Consider the following 15,210-nt stretch of genomic DNA (forward strand, 5'->3'; position numbering starts at 1 on the left):
AGCCGCCCGCGCGGGCGGGCCCGTTCTTCCGGCGGTTCCGGGGTGATCTTCGCGCTGGTCGTGCCCCCGGGCTCGCACCGCCCCCGGGTCGCTTGGGCGGGCCAGGCCTTCTAGGCTGTGATCCGTCCGGTCGGGGCCAGCGCTACTCGTCCCCATCGACACCTGGAGCCAGGATAACGCAGTGCGGCGCTTCCGCCGTGCGCTCTTGTGACGGAGGGGGCCGCTGTGGCGGAGGACGTGAGGGGTGCGGTCCTCGTGACCCTGTCCGACCGGGACGACGCGGTGGAGCTGGCGGAGCAGCTCCTGGAGCAGGGCTACGAGCCGTGCCGCGTGCACCGGGACATGCTCGCGGGCGAGGACGACGCCGAGGACGCGGACTGGGTGATCGAGGTGCTGACCGGTCCCCACGGCGGGCCGGCCGTCTTCGACGAGCCGCACCTGGCCGCGCTGGCCGAGGACTACGGCGGTTTCGCGGCCGCGGAGTAGGGCCCGCCGCCCCTGTCGCGCCGGGGCGGGGGCCGCCGCAGCGGCGCACCGTCCCGATCATTGCCTTGCACCGTGGGATTGCCTAGGCTTCGCGGCACCGATCACGGCACCGCCCGGGGGAGGACCCGCAGGTCGGCGAGGTCCGGGGTGTGCCGAACCATCTGGGAGGGGAATGCGATGAAGGCCACCGAAGCCTCCATGCTGCCGGTCCTGCCGGGGGAGGACCCCTGGACCACGGAGGAGCTGACCGGGATCCGGCGAAGGCTGGAGGAGGAGATCGCGGTCGCGCGGCGGGAGATCCGCGAGGCGGAGGACGCGCTCGCCGACCGGCTCACCGACCCGGTGGACGGCGCCGGGGACGACCCCGCGGACGCCGGGGCGAAGACCTTCCAGCGCGAACATGATCTGGCGTTGGCCTACAATACTCGTGACCTGCTCTCCAAGAGCGAGCGGGCGATCGAACGGATGGACGCGGGAACATACGGGGTCTGTGAGTCATGCAGCCTGGCCATCGGGAAGGCGCGACTTGAGGCCTTTCCGCGCGCCACCCTGTGCGTCACCTGCAAACAGCGCGAGGAGCGTCGCTGACTGAGGTAGAGCCCTCCGGGGACAGCAACATGACCACGTCCGACACGACCGGTGCGCGCCCGCGCAGGTACCTTCTCCTGCTGCTGGTCGCAGCCGCCGCGATCGTCGCCGACTTCCTCACCAAGGAGTGGGTCCTGGCGACCTTCTCCCAGGGCGAGCGCGTCGACGTCGTCGGCAGCCTCCTCCAGTTCACGCTGGTGTACAACACCGGCGCCGCGTTCTCCATGGGCACCGACTTCACCTGGGTGTTCACCTGCATCGCCAGCCTCGTGGTCATCGCCATCGGGTACATGGGGCTGCGGGTCCGCAGCGTCTGGTGGGGAGTGACGCTCGGCCTGATGATGGGCGGCGCCGCGGGGAACCTCGTGGACCGGTACTTCCGGGAGCCGGCGCCCTTCCACGGCGCGGTCGTCGACTTCATCAGCGTCGGGAACTTCCCGGTCTTCAACATCGCCGACTCGTGCGTGGTCGTCGGGGCGTGCCTGGTGGTGGCGCTGACCTTCAAGGGCCTCAACCTGGACGGCAGCGTCGTCGAGGAGGAGTCCTCGAAGAAGGACGACAAGGGTTCCGGGCCCCACCCGGACGACACCACCGAAGGGAAGGGCCAGTGAGCGACACACGCAGCCTGCCCGTGCCCGACGGCCTGGAGGGCGACCGGCTCGACGCGGCCATCGCCCGCCTGTTCGGCCTGTCCCGCACACGGGCCGCCGAACTCATCCTCGACGGCAGCGTCCTGGTCGACGGGTCCGAGGCGGGCAAGTCCGACCGGGTCCAGGCCGGGGCCTGGCTGGAGATCACCCTCCCGCCGCCGCCCACGGCGCCCGTGCCGCGCCCCGAGGCCGTCCCCGGCATGCGGATCGTGCACGAGGACACCGACATCATCGTGGTGGACAAGCCCGTCGGCGTGGTCGCCCACCCGACGGTCGGCTGGACCGGGCCCAGCGTGCTGGAGGGCCTGCTGGCCTCCGGCGTGCAGCTGGCGACCAGCGGCGCCGCCGAGCGCCAGGGCATCGTCCACCGGCTGGACGCCAACACCACCGGCCTCATGGTGGTCGCCAAGAGCGAGACCGCCTACAGCGTGCTCAAGCGGGCGTTCAAGGAGCGCACCGTGGACAAGCGCTACCACACGCTGGTGCAGGGGCACCCCGACCCGCTCCGCGGCACGGTGGACGCGCCCATCGACCGGCACCCCGCCGGCGACGGCCGCTGGGCCGTGGTCGCGGGCGGCCGTGCGTCGGTGACGCACTACGACACGCAGGAGGCCTTCCGGGCCGCCAGTCTCCTGGAGATCCGGCTGGAGACGGGCCGCACCCACCAGATCCGGGTGCACATGGCCGCGCTGCGCCACCCGTGCGTGGGCGACACGCTCTACGGGGCCGACCCCACCCTGGCCGAGCGGCTGGGCGTGCGGCGGCAGTGGCTGCACGCCGTCCGTCTGGGCTTCGAGCACCCCACCGAGCACCGCCCGGTGGAGTTCTCCAGCACCTACCCCGCCGACCTCGAAGCGGCGATCGACGTGCTCCGCGAGGACTGACGGCGCCGTTCACGCGAAGGGGCGGCGGGCCCGGGCCCGCCGCCCCTTCGCGTGCGGTCGGGGCCCGGGCCGCGGCGGCGCGACGCGGCGGACGCGGACGACGCCCTGGCACAGGGCGGCCCCCAGGACGACGACCACCGCGCCCAGCGGCTGGTTCCAGGTCAGGGTCTCGCCCATGAGCACGATCCCGGCGGTGATCGCCACGACCGGCGCCACGTAGGTGACGGTCGTGGCCACGGTCGCCCCCGCCTCCCGCACGATCGCGTACTGGAGGATGTACGCCACCCCCGTGCCGAGCACGCCCAGGACGGCCACCGACGCCACCACCTGCCAGGTCACCCCCGTGGGCGCCTCGGTGAGGAACGGGACGAGCAGCGCCAGGGGCAGGGAGCCGAGGAGCAGCTGGAGCGAGCTCAGCTCCAGGGCCCCGTGGGAGCTGCCCGCGACGAAGCGGCGCAGGTAGGGGGTGCCGATGCCGTAGCAGGCCGTCGCGCCCACGACGAACAGCATGCCGACGACGGCGTCGCGGTCGCCGGCGGCCACCTCGCCCAGCGTGTTCCACACCCCGAAGACGGTGAGCACGCCGAGGAAGCCGATCCCGAGCCCGAGGATCCTGTCCCGGTCGGGGCGCTCGTCCGAGAGCAGCGCCATCGAGAACACCACGCCGAACAGGGGCGTCGCGGCGTTCACGATCCCCATCAGGGCGGAGGGGATGAGCTGTGCGGCGTACCCGAACAGGGTGAAGGGGACCGTGTTGAGCAGCAGCGCCGCCACGAACATGTGGCCCACCAGGCGAGGAGAGGTGGGGAGGCGCCCGCCGCGCAGCAGCACGAGCGCCAGCAGGGGGAGCGCGCCCGCGGCCATGCGGCCGAGCGCGAGCTGCGCGGGGGACAGCGCGCTCGCCCCGACCTTGATGAAGACGAAGCTCATACCCCAGATCAGGGCGAGGAGGGCGAACTTGGCGCGCCAGTCGGAGAGCGGGTGCGGCGGGGGGCCGGACGTGGTCGCGGCGGAGGGGACGGCGGTCATGGGATGTTTCTATCCTGCACCGACGCATTAGGACTACTTCGTATTTCTTAAGGCGGAGGTTAGGATTGCTTACATGCTCAGCGTCGACCGACTCCGGGTCCTCCACACCATCGCGACGCACGGCTCCCTCACCGCCGCCGCCGAGGCCCTCCACGTCACCAACTCCGCCGTCTCCCAGCAGCTCACCAAGCTCGAACGCGAGGTGGGCCAGCCCCTCGTCGAACGCAACGGCCGGGGCGTACGCCTCACCGACGCCGCCGAGCTCCTGGTCGAGCACACCGCGAAGATCCTCTCCCTGGTCCACCGGGCCGAGGCGGATCTGGAGGCGCACCGCGACGACGTCACGGGCCACCTGCGCCTGAGCGCCACCCCCACGGCCGTCCGGGGACTCCTGCCCCACGCGCTCACCTCCCTGCGCGAGGCGCACCCGGGCCTCCAGGTGGAGCTCCACGAGGAGGAGCCCCACGAGAGCGTGCCCTCGATGGCCCGGGGCGACGCCGACCTCGCCATGGTCATCGACTGGGTCGGCTCCCCGCTGGCCCTGCCCGCGGGGATGAGCCGGGCGCCGCTGCTGGAGGACGTCGGCGACATCGCCCTGCCCGCCGACCACCCCCTCGCCCACCGCGAGCTCCTCGAACCGGAGGAGATCCTCGACCTGCCCTGGATCAGCTGGTCGCGCGGGTCGATCTGCGACGACTGGCTCCACGGCATGATCCGGGCGCGCGGAGGCGAGCCCCGCGTCATCCACAACGTCGAGGAGCACCAGACCAAGCTGGCGCTCATCGCCGCCGGGATCGGAGCCGCCGTCATGCCACGGCTGGGCCGGGGGCCCCTGCCGGACGGGGTGCGGGTGGTGCCGGTGCAGCCCGCGCTGGTCCGGCAGGTGTACGCGTTCTGGCGCACCGACGCCTCGCGCCGCCCCGCGATCCGGGCCGCCGTCCGCGCTCTGCGTGAGGCCGCGGCCGCCTACGCGGACTGAGACCGGGGCCTTCCGGCGTCCGGGCGGAACGCGGACCGGCCGCCCCGCCGCGCGGACGCGCCGCGCGACGGGGGACCCGCTACCGGTCCCCGGCCAACAGGCCGGCCAGGGTCGCGGTCGGGCTGATCACCTCCGGGTCGGTCCGGACGTCGACCAGTGTCGGAAGGTCCGCGCCGACCGCCTCTGCCAGCGCCTTCTCCAGTTCCTCGCGGGTGTGGGCGGTAGCGCCCCGCGCCCCCAGCGACCGCGCGTACCCGGCCAGGTCGAGCGGGCCGCTGATCCGTGTCCCCGCGATGCGCCCCAGATCCCGGGCCTGGTGCATGGCGATCGTGCCGTAGAGCCCGTTCTGGAACACCACCACCGTCACGGCCGCGCCCTCCCGCACCGCGGTCTCCAGCTCCTGCCCGGTCATCAGCGCGCCGCCGTCGCCGGCCACGGCCACCACGGTCCGGTCGGGAGCGGCGATCTTGGCCGCCACCGCCGCCGGCACGGCGTAGCCCATGGCCCCGCTGGTGGGCGCCAACTGGGTGGAGGGGTGCCGGAACCACCAGCCCCGGTGCAGGAACGTCGCGAAGTTGCCCGCGTCGTTCGTGATCAGGGCGTCCTCGGGCAGGGCCGCGCGCATGGCCGAGACCACCGCCCACGGGTGCAGGCCCCGGCCCGCGTGGTCCGCGGCGTGGGCGGGCGGGACCGTGCTGTCCACCCACCTCCGGCGGGCCGCGCTCCAGTCGCGGTAGGGAGCCTGCACGGGGGACCCGGCCAGCTCGCGCAGAGCCTCGCGGGCGTCGGCCACCGCACCGAACCACAGGTCGGCGGTGGCGCCCACCTGGCCGGGGTCGATGTCGATCTGCGCGATCCGTGCCCTCGCCTGATCGGGCAGCCGGTACCCCTGCGTGGTGGTCTCGCTCATCCGGCAGCCGACCACCAGCACCGCGTCCGCCTCCGACAGGGCGTTGAGCACGGGCTTGGGGCACCCCAGTCCCAGGTGGCCGAGGTAGAGCGGGTGGTCGTTGGGGAACACGTCCTGGCGCCGCCACGAGGCGTACACCCCGGCGCCGAAGCGCTCGGCCACCCGGACCAGGTCCTCCCGGGCCGCGCGGGCGCCCCCGCCCGCGACGATCACCGGCCGGACCGCCCGGGTCAGCCAGGTGGCCAGCCGGTCACGGGCCTCCCCGCCCAGGGGAGGGCGGGGGACCACGTGCGGGCGCGGCGGATCCTGCGGTCCCACCCGGTGGCCGAACAGGTCGCCGGGCACCGCGATCGCCACCGGCCCCGGACGGCCGGTGGTGGCGACGCGGACCGCCCTGGCGGTCACCTCCGCGAGCCGGTCGGCCCTGTGCACGGTGGTCGCCCACTTGGTGATGGGGGCGTAGAACGCGGTGAGGTCCACCTCCTGGAAGGCCTCCCGGCCCAGCCGGTCGGTCTCCGCCTGCCCCAGGAACACGATCATCGGCGTGGAGTCCTGCATCGCGGTGTGCACGCCTACCGCCAGGTTGGACGCCCCGGGCCCCCGGGTGGCCGCGGCCACGGCCGGTGTCCCGGTCAGCTTGGCCTCGGCCTCCGCCATGAACCCGGCGCCGTTCTCGTGCCGGGTCGACACCAGCCGCATCAGGGGGTGCTGGTCGACGGCGTCGGCGAGTTCGAGGAAGCTCTCCCCGGGGACGGTGTAGCACCGTCTGATCCCGGCGGAGGCGAGGACCTCCACCACCGCGTGAGCGGCGGTGTCGGTGGGTGGTGGGGTGCGGTCGGCGGCTGTGGCCATGGGGGTGGGATCCCTTCCATCGTCGCAAGGTCCACTCGGCGCGCCCGGGATCGGCCGGGCGCATGCGGCCGACTCTGACAGGCGGTCACGGGACGGTCAAGGACGGGCGCGGAGGCGGGAGGCGGTGGTGCGGGCCCGTTCCGCCGGTGGGGGAGGGCCCGGGCGCGGAGCGGTGGCCGGGCCGCGGCGACGGGGCGGCGGAGGCCGGGCCGGGGAGCGCCCCCCGGCCCGGCGCGTCAGAGCCCCAGCGCGCGCAGGCCGGCCGTGGCGGCCGCGGCCGCGACGATCACGACGAGGAACGGCGCCTTCAGGACGAGGGCGAGGACGGCGGCGCCCAGACCGCCCATCCGTGCGGTGTCCCAGGCCAGGGACTGGCCCTCGCCGCGGAGCGCCTCCACCGCGATCAGCGCGGCCAGCAGGGCGAGGGGGACGGCGGTCGCGAACCGCCGCAGCCACGGGTTGTCGAGGAGCCGCCGCGGAGCGGCCAGACCCGCGTACTTGAGCAGGTAGCAGCCGGCGGCGGTGGCGACGAGCGCGATCCACAGGGTCATGGGCGGGCCTCCCTCGAGGCGGGTCCGGAGCCGGACGCGGGCTCCGCGGCCGTCGGGGCGGGCGGGTCGGCGGAGGGACCCGCGAGCGCGATCAGCGCGGCCGAGGCGGCCAGCAGCACCGGTACCCCGGCGGGGAGCAGCGGGGTGGCGGCCAGGGCCAGCCCGGCTCCGGCGCCGGCGATCAGCCAGTTCCGGCCCCCGCCCTCGCGGAGACGGGGCCACAGCAGCGCGAGGAAGATCGCCGGGCCCACCGCGTCGAGGCCGAACGCGCCGATGTCGCTCACGCGCTCCGTCGCCAGCGCCCCCACCAGGGTGGTCACCACCCAGAAGGAGCCCAGCACCGCGTAGGTCGTGGCGAACGCGGTGCGCGCCGACTCCCGGTCCGGCTGGGCCAGTGTGACCGCGGTGGTCTCGTCGATCACCCCGTGCGCGGCCAGGGCGCGGCGCGCGCCCCGCCATCCGAGGACGTCGGCCAGCCGCAGTCCGTACAGCGTGTTGCGGGCGCCGAGGAGCAGCGCGCCCGCCACCCCGGCGACCAGGCTTCCGCCGCCCGCGACCACCCCGACCAGGGCGAACTGCGAGGCTCCCGTGAACATGAACAGGCTCATGAACACGGACTGGGCGGGTGAGAGGCCCGCGGCCACCGCCGCGGTCCCGAACGCGAGACCGGCGGCGCCCACGGCCACGCCGATCCCCATGCTGTCGCGTACCGCCGCCGAGCGGAGGTACGAGCGGAGAGAGAAGGATTTCACGGCGCCCACGCTAGGGGGGCGGGCGCGCGCCGTCTTGAACGTTCTTGCCCGCGAGGAGCGCCCCCGCGGTCGCGGGCCGCGAAACCGGCATGCCCGTCGGGCCCCTGCTCCGACGGGCGCGCCCCCGCGGCGGCGCGCGGGCCGCGAGGGTCCGGGGCAGAGGTGGCGCGCGGGGCCGGGGAGAGGGCACAGGGTCGACGGGAGGGGCGCGGGCACCGGCGTTCGGGCCCCGCCGGGGCGGCGGGCGGCCCGGGGCGCGGACGGAGGGACCGGGGCGAGGGGCCGGTCGGGTCCACCGCCCTCCGGAGCGCCGGAGGCGGGCGGCGGAGCCGCAGGTCAGGGGGCGAGCAGGGCCCGCTGGTAGGCGCCGGGCGGCACGCCCAGGTGGCGCTTGAAGTGGCGCGTCAGGTGGGCCTGGTCGGCGAAACCGACCTCGGCCGCCACCTCGGCCGCCCGGCGGCCGGCGAGGAGGAGCTGCCTGGCCCGGTCCACCCGCACCTGGTTGAGGTAGGCGTGCGGGGGCAGCCCGTACGCGGCCCGGAAGGCGCGGGACAGGGAGAACGGCCCGATCCCCAGCTGGGCGGCGAGCTCGTCCAGGGTCGGCGGGTCGAGCAGGCGGGAGGAGAGGACCTCCCTGGCCCGTGCCACCTCGGGGCGCGCGGCGTGCGGGACGGGATCGGCGGCCCGTTCACGGCCGTGGGAGCGCAGCAGCATGCCCAGGCCCCGCCGGACGAGGGCCGAGGACGTCAGGCGGTCGCCGTGCTCGGCCGCCACGTGGGCGGAGGCCAGGACACGGGCGGCCTCGGGCGCGTGGATGCCCGACTCCGTGAACCCGGGGGTGCCGCGCATCCCCAGTTCGCGGGCGATGTCCACCATGACCTCGGGGGACGGGTAGAACACCCGGTACCCCCAGCCCTCGGGGACGCCGGCGTGGCCGGTGTGCACCTCCCCGGGGCCGACCACCGCCAGGCCGCCGGGGCCCACGCGCGCCTTGCCGCGTGAGTGGGAGTACTCCTCGATGCCGCCGGTGATCACCCCGATGGTGTAGGTGGGGTGGGTGTGCCGGGTGAACGTGGTGGTGACAAAGCGCGCGGTGAGGAGTTCGGTACCGGGCAGTCCGGAGAAGCGCCAGTAGCGCGCGCTCTCCGTGCCCGGGTCGTCCACGCCGGGGTGTGTGGTGCTGGGCATGCCCATACCCACAGGTTAGGGGGCCTCCCGGCAGGGCGGGCCGGGCCCGGGGCTAACCTTCGGGAATGACTACGACCGAGATCCGACCGGCACGGGACGAGCGCGACCGTGCCGCCGTGTTCGTCATCCGGGGCGCCGTGTTCGTCTCCGAGCAGCAGGTTCCCGTCGAGGAGGAGTGGGACGAGCGCGACACCGCCGCCGTCCACCTCCTCGCGCTGGCCGACGGGGTCCCCGTCGGCACCGTCAGGCTGGTGGACCAGGGCGACGGCGCGGGCCTCCTGGGGAGGCTGGCCGTGCTGCCCAAGGGGCGGGGGAACGGAACCGGGGCCGCCCTGGTCAGGGCGGCGGAGGAGCGGGCGCGCGAACGCGGGTTCGTCCGGGTGGAGCTGCACGCGCAGACCCACGCGCTGGGCTTCTACGCGCGGCTCGGCTACACGGCCCACGGCGACGAGTTCCTGGACGCCGGGATCCCCCACCTGCACATGGTGCGCGACCTGGCCTGACGCCGCGAGGGTGCTCCCCGTCCCGCTGCGGTGTGACGGGGAGCGCACGGCCGACGGGGGTGCGGCCGGAATACTACCGAGTAGGATTCGGTTCGACATCGGTGCCCCCTCCACCCGCGCACCCACCGACCCCACGAGGAACACATGACGGTCAACACGCAGCCGGCGACCGAGCGGCCGGACCCCCGGGCCTTCGGCCTCCCCGTGGTCGAGCAGGCCGAGATCCCCTCCGAGCTGCGCTCCCTGGTGGCGCGTGTCCACGACCTCATCGACGCCGTCGCCAACACCGAGGCCGACGGCGACACCCTCGCCGAGGCCGCGGCGACCGTGGAGGGCCTCACCGGCAGGCTCAACGTCGCCCGCAGACAGATCGGCACCATGGTCCTGCGCGAGCTGCCCGGCGGCGACACCGAGTACGGCACCATCACCAACGTGGTGTCCGGTGACACCAACCCCGCGGCCCCGCCGCTGTTCCTGGACGCGACCGAGGAGGGGGTGCGCGGCGAGGTCACCCTCAACACCGTCTACCAGGGCCCGCCCGGACTGGTCCACGGCGGCTGGATCGCCGCCATGCTGGACCAGGCCGTCGGCTCCGCGTCCTCGCTCGCGACCTCTCCCGGCCTCACTGCCAGGCTGGAGGTCGACTACCGCAGGCCCACGCCGCTCTTCACGCCCCTGGAGGTCGTCGCGCGGGTGACCGGCACCGAGCGGCGCAAGGTGTACGTCACCGGTGAGATCCGCGTCAACGGCGAGGTCACGGCCGAGGCGACCGCCCTCATGGTGCGCGTCGAGGTGCCCTGACCGGCGCGCGGGACACAGCTCCGAGGGCGGTCCGTACCCCGGTACGGGCCGCCCTCGCCCGTGCGCGGGACGGACGCGGTAGGATGGCGCCCGTGACCCACCGCATGCACGTGTTTAGCAGGCCGACGAGCCCGTCGGCCGCTTCCACGTAGGCGGAACAGGGAACGTCGGCAGCAGAGCACCCGGGCGGGAGCCCCGGTGCTCTTTCGTTTTCCAGGCGGCCGACGCCCCCGCACGTGTCACACCCGTTCCCGCGGGACGTACGGCCGCACCGCATCCGCGTCCGTGGACGCATCCCGTCGGAGGCCACCGTGAACCACCCGTCCGCCACCCCCGAGCCCGCGCCCGCCGTCCCCCCGACCGCGCCGGAGGAGCAGATCGCCCTCCTGCGCGGGCGCATCGACCGCCTGGACGCCGAGCTGGCCGCGCTCCTCGAACGGCGGGCGCTGGTCGCCGCCCAGGTGCAGAGGCTCAAGCCGGTCGGGTACTTCGCCGGCCGCGACACGGGCCGTGAGCGGGCGCTGGTCGAACGGATGGCCCGCCACGCCCCGCGCCTGGGCCCCGACCGGATCGCCGAGATCATGGACAGCGTCATCAGCGCCGGGCTCTCCGCGGCCGAGGAGGAGGCGGGGGCCCGGAGGGCGGACTCCCCCCGGGCGTGAGCGGGCGGGGCCGCCCGCCCCGGACGCCCGCGCCCGGGGCGGCGGCTCAGGGACGGAGCAGGTCCACCCAGACCAGGCGGTGGTCGGAGCTCGGGAACGGGTAGTCGCCGGTCAGGCGGAAGAGGCTGTCGTCCACGGTCGGCCAGAACACCCCCGACCCGCGGACCGGGACGGTGCGGGAGGGCAGCACGTAGTCCACGCGCAGGTTCCCCGGCCCCGGCTCGTCCGTGAAGTCGGCGCTGTCGAGGCCGGGGTCGCCCGCGTGGCCCTCGTTGGCACCGCCCTGGCGCTGGGCGGCGCCCCTGCCGCCCTGGCTGGCGGGGCGGGGGTCGGTGATCCCCGGGTGCTCCAGGAGGCGGGCGATCGCGCCGGGGTGGCTGGTCCCGTCGTCGGGATCGGCGTTCAGGTCGCCCGCGACGACGAAGGGGGCGCCGACCGGCAGGCCGCCGCGCCGGCCCTCGTCGTCGTAGATGTAGGAGCCCGCGCGCGGGGTGACGTAGTCGGCCCAGAAGCGGATCTCGTCGTGGTTGCGCAGGACGTTGCGCCTCTCGGGCCCGTCGAAGGCCGGCGGCGTGGGGTGGCTGGCCAGGAGGTGGATCGGACGCCCCCTCCCCGTGTCGACCGGGATGTCCCAGTGGCTCTTGGACGAGAGGCGGAGGACCTCCAGCGCCTCGTCGGAGTAGTAGGGCCCGCCGGTCGCCGGGTCGGTGGGCAGCAGCGCGTCCGGCATGTCCGCCCAGCGGAAGGTCTGGAAGGTGCGCACCCGCTCGGTGACGATCGGGTACATCGAGTACACGACCATCCCGTACTGTCCGGGGAAGGCGCCGTAGCCGAACGCGTCCTCGGCATAGCCGGGGGTCCCGGGCTCCGTCACCGCCCGGCCGTCCCCGTCGAGGTCCGCGCCGGAGGGCACGCCCGTGTTGACCGGGGCGGTGTACACGTACGGGTAGTCGATGGCCTCGGCGTCGTTCTGGCCGACGGAGAGGTAGTTGTCCTGGAACAGGCGGGCGCCCTCGCCCTCCTCGTCGTGGTCGAACTCGTTGACGAGGAGCACGTCGGGCCGCACGTGCTGGATGATCTCCGCGACGTTGCGGGCCTGCTCGCTGTCCGGGGTGGCGAGCTCGGCCGCGAGCGCACCCTGCTCGGGGCGCTCGAGGGCGGTGTTGAACGTCGCGAACCTGACCTGGTGCGGGCCGGGCGGCCCGGGGACGGACGGCGACTCCGCCGCGGCGGCGGGCGCCGCCACCAGGGCCGACGCCGCGAGGACGAGCGTGGCGGTGGAGGCCACGCGGCGTCGGGCCGGGCGGTCCGGGGGACCGGGCCGGGCGTCGCGGTTCACGGACGGGGGCATGGAGGCATCCTCTCACCGGGGGAGCGGGGGGCGGTGCCGCCACCCCGACCGCGGGAGGGTAACAGGCGGGGGTGAACCGGAGGCGGACCCGGGCCGTCCACCGGGCGCGGGTGGCGCGGGTGGCGCGGGTGGCGCGGGTGGCGCGGGTGGCGCGGGTGGCGCGGGTCCTGGGCCCCGGCACCCGGAAAAGCCCTTGGCGACACGGTCGGCGGTTGGTTCCATGGGGCCATGGACCAGATCGAACCGAACCGCCCCTTCCGCTGGAACGTGGCCGGCGGCGACCGGCTGGGGTCCCTCGTCGGAGACGGGTCCGAGGAGTACGACCCCGGCTACGCCGCCGAACTCACCGACTGCGCGGCGAAGGTCGTCGCGCGCAGCGCCGACGGGGACCTGTTCTTCGTGGGCCGTTCGCCCGACAGCCTGTACGACCTGCTGGGCGGGGTCCTCGCGGGGACGGCCGACGCCGAGCGCCTGAACCGGCTGCCGCTGTCCCTCTACGGGTACGAGGGGCGCGGGACCACCCCGCGGGAGCGGCGGCAGCTGCGCGTCAACCTGGCCGACGCGGGACTGTCCCCGGCGGGGCTGGCGGGCCGCAAACGCCCCGTGGTCCTCGTCGACCTGGTCGCCGCGGGCTCCACCTTCGGGAACCTCCACCGGGAGCTGCGGGACTGGATCGACGACGAGCGCGCCGCCTGGAACGTGATCCGGACGAAGGTCCGCTACCTGGGGGTCACCGCCAGGGGGAAGACGAGCCCGAAGACCTGGCGCTGGCAGCAGCACGCCGACTGGGTGGAGGAGCTTCCCGCCCGCGCGGTGCGCAACGTGTCCGTCTCCGGTTGGCTGTGGGGCTATCTGGGCAACACCCAGCCCAAGGCCGAGGACTCCTTCCGGCGCCACCGCTGGGCGGATCCGGGTGTGACCGTGCCCCGGCGGGACGAGGAGGCCCGCGCGGCCCTCGGCAGCGCGGTCGCCCTGCACAGGTACGGGCGCACCCCCGAGGCCAGGGAGCGCTTCCGCCGGGTCCTGGCGGGCGAGCCCGGCTTCCGGGAGCCCTGGCTGCGCGCCCTCGCCGGCCGCGTCCGCGACGCCTGAGCAAGGGACGGGTCCGACCCGGAACGACCGCTACCCCTCCGGTTCGGGATCCACCCAGGCGACGTGCAGCGGGGCACCCAGTGCTCGGCACACGCGCAGGGCGGACCTGACGGCGGAGAAGGTGTCCCGGACCGGTACCGCGTCGCCGACGAGGGTGACGCGGCCGTTGCGGAACGCCTGGCCCCAGGCGAGGACGACCGCGTCGGACTCGTCGTAGTCCATGGCACACACGGCGAATCGGCGGGGCGCCGCCTCGGCCGCCTTGAGCTCGGCCTCGGCGCGCAGGGCTCCGGGGGCCAGGACCGGGGACAGGATCGGAACCGCGGTGGTGTTCTGCATGCTTTGAGCCTGGATCCCGGTGTCCGCCCTGTGCTACTGATTCCTGTTCACGGTGCGAGCTGTGGCTTCGTGTCCCACATGCCGGAGGGCCCTGTGGTTCGGAGTGGCCTGGGAACGGTCCGCTGTGACCGGGGCGCGAACGACTGTGGACCTCGTGGCCGAACCAGGTCAGTGGAAAGCCTCCACCGGTGGTGAGTGCGGAACTACGCTGGGCAAGCTGACTTCTGCTGGTCGGCACCGTTCGTTCTCCCCTCGCCCACTCCGGAGCGTTCGCATGACCGACCTGCACCTCGTCCCGGAAGAGGAGCCCGAGGCCGAGCAGCGCCCGGCTTCACTGGCTCTGAGGTACTACGCCACCGAGCTCAAGCGTCACCGCGAGGCCGCCGGGCTGACCCAGGCCCAGCTCGCAGAACTCATCCCGTACTCGAAGTCCATGGTCTCCATGGTGGAGACCGCCAAGCGCTCGCCGGTGGAGAGCCGGGAGGGGGACAAGGTCACCTCCCGGTTCACCGAGTGCTGCGACGAGGCGCTGAACACCGGGGGCGCCCTGAGCCGGATACTGCCCCTGCTGGAGAGCGCCAACGACCTGTATCCGCCATGGTTCAGGCCCTACGCGGTCCTTGAAGCGGAAGCTACGGTGATTCACAGTTATGACGCTCAGACCGTCCCAGGACTGCTCCAGACGGAGGCGTATGCTCAGTCGCTGACCGAGTGCCTCTTCCCCGCACCGCGTGAAACGGAGATAGCCGGGCTCGTGGCCGCACGCATGCGGCGGCAGAAGATTCTCGACCGGCAGCAACCTCCCCACCTGTTCTTCGTGGTGGACGAAGCGGTGTTCAGGCGCCGTATCGGTACGGCCGCCGTGATGGCACAGCAGATGCAACGACTGATAGAGGCAGCGAGCCAGCCAAGGGTGAACCTGCTTGTCATGCCGTTCGAGGCAGGTGGACATCCGGCGATCGACGGTTCGCACTCGATTCTCGATCTGCCGGAGGGGGAATCCGCCCTGTACGTTGAGGGCCCGGGCAACGCGTCGATCACCATGGTGACCGACGAGGTGCGGCCGGCCCGGTTGCGCTTCCTTGCTCTCTGCGGTGCGGCGCTGCCCCCGTCGTGTTCGGTCGACATGATCAAGAAGTACATGGGAGATGCATGAGCGAGACCCCCTTCACCACGGAGCCGCAGTGGTGGAAGTCCTCGTACAGCAGTGCCCAGGGCGGTAACTGCGTGGAGGTTGCCGAGACCGGCCGCCACATGCACCTGCGGGACTCCCAGAACCCCGGGCTGGGCCACTTCTCCTTCGGCTCAGGGGAGTGGAGAGCCTTCCTCCGGTCCGCCGGGCGGAGCTGACCCCTTCCGATACCCCGGTGACCGGAGACATGCGGCCGTCGGACGGTCTGCGTCGGTTTTCCCAGGAGGCTCATGTCAGCCATCGGGGACGCGGGGCCGGAGCGGGGGTTCCGGTCACAGCCGTCCTGTGAGCAGGCGGCCGAAACGCCCGAAACCCCTGTGCTCGACCGTGTTCTCGGATCCCTCATTGTGAGCGGTTCGCCGGTGTCCGCCGCTTCTCGCCCGGGCATCGTTACGGCAGCC

The 15,210-nt window shown here is 74.0% G+C and carries 18 protein-coding genes; 11 read left to right on the forward strand and 7 right to left on the reverse strand.

The window, feature by feature from the left end; genetic code table 11:
* Positions 1-225 precede the first annotated feature (225 nt).
* From ACFQBR_RS02135 to ACFQBR_RS02150, 4 genes are all read left to right on the forward strand, one after another.
* Complete coding sequence (locus ACFQBR_RS02135) at positions 226-486, forward strand: hypothetical protein (protein ID WP_267945809.1); 261 nt, start codon at positions 226-228, stop codon at positions 484-486.
* A gap of 177 nt (positions 487-663) precedes the next feature.
* A complete protein-coding gene (locus ACFQBR_RS02140; protein WP_267945808.1) occupies positions 664-1,074 on the forward strand; it encodes a TraR/DksA family transcriptional regulator in 411 nt (136 codons plus the stop codon).
* A gap of 29 nt (positions 1,075-1,103) precedes the next feature.
* Positions 1,104-1,685: a signal peptidase II gene (gene lspA, locus ACFQBR_RS02145; RefSeq protein WP_267945807.1), complete on the forward strand. Its 582-nt coding sequence runs from the start codon at positions 1,104-1,106 to the stop codon at positions 1,683-1,685.
* On the forward strand, positions 1,682-2,608 hold the full coding sequence (locus tag ACFQBR_RS02150) for an RluA family pseudouridine synthase (RefSeq protein WP_267945806.1): 927 nt from the start codon (positions 1,682-1,684) through the stop codon (positions 2,606-2,608). The genes lspA and ACFQBR_RS02150 overlap by 4 nt, the downstream gene beginning before the upstream one ends.
* 9 nt (positions 2,609-2,617) lie before the next feature.
* Here the strand turns inward: ACFQBR_RS02150 and ACFQBR_RS02155 are convergent, their stop codons facing one another.
* Positions 2,618-3,637: a DMT family transporter gene (locus tag ACFQBR_RS02155; protein ID WP_344180797.1), complete on the reverse strand. Its 1,020-nt coding sequence runs from the start codon at positions 3,635-3,637 to the stop codon at positions 2,618-2,620.
* A gap of 73 nt (positions 3,638-3,710) precedes the next feature.
* On the opposite strand from ACFQBR_RS02155, the gene ACFQBR_RS02160 reads away from it, so the two are divergent.
* A complete protein-coding gene (locus ACFQBR_RS02160; protein WP_267945804.1) occupies positions 3,711-4,616 on the forward strand; it encodes a LysR family transcriptional regulator in 906 nt (301 codons plus the stop codon).
* Between the two features lie 79 nt (positions 4,617-4,695).
* Here ACFQBR_RS02160 and ACFQBR_RS02165 read toward each other — a convergent pair whose 3' ends face one another.
* The 4 genes from ACFQBR_RS02165 to ACFQBR_RS02180 form a co-directional block, all read right to left on the reverse strand.
* Entirely contained in the window at positions 4,696-6,378 is a 1,683-nt protein-coding gene (locus tag ACFQBR_RS02165) for a thiamine pyrophosphate-dependent enzyme (protein WP_344180799.1), read from the reverse strand.
* A gap of 236 nt (positions 6,379-6,614) precedes the next feature.
* Positions 6,615-6,929: an AzlD domain-containing protein gene (locus ACFQBR_RS02170; RefSeq protein WP_267945802.1), complete on the reverse strand. Its 315-nt coding sequence runs from the start codon at positions 6,927-6,929 to the stop codon at positions 6,615-6,617.
* A complete protein-coding gene (locus tag ACFQBR_RS02175) occupies positions 6,926-7,627 on the reverse strand; it encodes an AzlC family ABC transporter permease (RefSeq protein ID WP_344180835.1) in 702 nt (233 codons plus the stop codon). The genes ACFQBR_RS02170 and ACFQBR_RS02175 overlap by 4 nt, the downstream gene beginning before the upstream one ends.
* Before the next feature lie 390 nt (positions 7,628-8,017).
* Positions 8,018-8,869 carry an AraC family transcriptional regulator gene (locus tag ACFQBR_RS02180; RefSeq protein ID WP_344180802.1) on the reverse strand — a complete coding sequence of 284 codons (852 nt, stop codon included), beginning with the start codon at positions 8,867-8,869 and terminating at the stop codon, positions 8,018-8,020.
* A 65-nt stretch (positions 8,870-8,934) separates the two neighbouring features.
* Here ACFQBR_RS02180 and ACFQBR_RS02185 point away from each other — a divergent pair, with 65 nt between their 5' ends.
* The 3 genes from ACFQBR_RS02185 (at position 8,935) to ACFQBR_RS02195 (ending at position 10,835) form a co-directional block, all read left to right on the forward strand.
* Positions 8,935-9,372, forward strand: a complete 438-nt coding sequence (locus tag ACFQBR_RS02185; protein ID WP_344180804.1) for a GNAT family N-acetyltransferase — start codon at positions 8,935-8,937, stop codon at positions 9,370-9,372.
* Between the two features lie 144 nt (positions 9,373-9,516).
* The gene (locus ACFQBR_RS02190; protein ID WP_344180806.1) at positions 9,517-10,173 is read left to right on the forward strand and encodes a PaaI family thioesterase; all 657 of its coding nucleotides are present in this window, start codon (positions 9,517-9,519) and stop codon (positions 10,171-10,173) included.
* 311 nt (positions 10,174-10,484) lie between these two features.
* Complete coding sequence (locus ACFQBR_RS02195) at positions 10,485-10,835, forward strand: chorismate mutase (RefSeq protein WP_344180808.1); 351 nt, start codon at positions 10,485-10,487, stop codon at positions 10,833-10,835.
* A 46-nt stretch (positions 10,836-10,881) separates the two neighbouring features.
* On the opposite strand, the gene ACFQBR_RS02200 is transcribed toward ACFQBR_RS02195, so the two are convergent.
* On the reverse strand, positions 10,882-12,186 hold the full coding sequence (locus ACFQBR_RS02200; RefSeq protein WP_378551856.1) for an endonuclease/exonuclease/phosphatase family protein: 1,305 nt from the start codon (positions 12,184-12,186) through the stop codon (positions 10,882-10,884).
* A gap of 228 nt (positions 12,187-12,414) precedes the next feature.
* On the opposite strand from ACFQBR_RS02200, the gene ACFQBR_RS02205 reads away from it, so the two are divergent.
* Positions 12,415-13,278, forward strand: a complete 864-nt coding sequence (locus ACFQBR_RS02205; RefSeq protein WP_344180810.1) for a hypothetical protein — start codon at positions 12,415-12,417, stop codon at positions 13,276-13,278.
* Positions 13,279-13,308: 30 nt separating this feature from the next.
* Here ACFQBR_RS02205 and ACFQBR_RS02210 read toward each other — a convergent pair whose 3' ends face one another.
* Entirely contained in the window at positions 13,309-13,617 is a 309-nt protein-coding gene (locus tag ACFQBR_RS02210; RefSeq protein ID WP_344180812.1) for a hypothetical protein, read from the reverse strand.
* A 274-nt stretch (positions 13,618-13,891) separates the two neighbouring features.
* On the opposite strand from ACFQBR_RS02210, the gene ACFQBR_RS02215 reads away from it, so the two are divergent.
* Complete coding sequence (locus ACFQBR_RS02215; RefSeq protein ID WP_344180814.1) at positions 13,892-14,773, forward strand: helix-turn-helix domain-containing protein; 882 nt, start codon at positions 13,892-13,894, stop codon at positions 14,771-14,773.
* Positions 14,770-14,967, forward strand: coding sequence for a DUF397 domain-containing protein (locus tag ACFQBR_RS02220; protein ID WP_344180816.1), 198 nt, complete (start codon positions 14,770-14,772; stop codon positions 14,965-14,967). The genes ACFQBR_RS02215 and ACFQBR_RS02220 overlap by 4 nt, the downstream gene beginning before the upstream one ends.
* Positions 14,968-15,210 lie beyond the last annotated feature (243 nt).

The sequence above is a fragment of the Nocardiopsis tropica genome, assembly GCF_042660575.1.
Taxonomy (GTDB): domain Bacteria; phylum Actinomycetota; class Actinomycetes; order Streptosporangiales; family Streptosporangiaceae; genus Nocardiopsis; species Nocardiopsis tropica.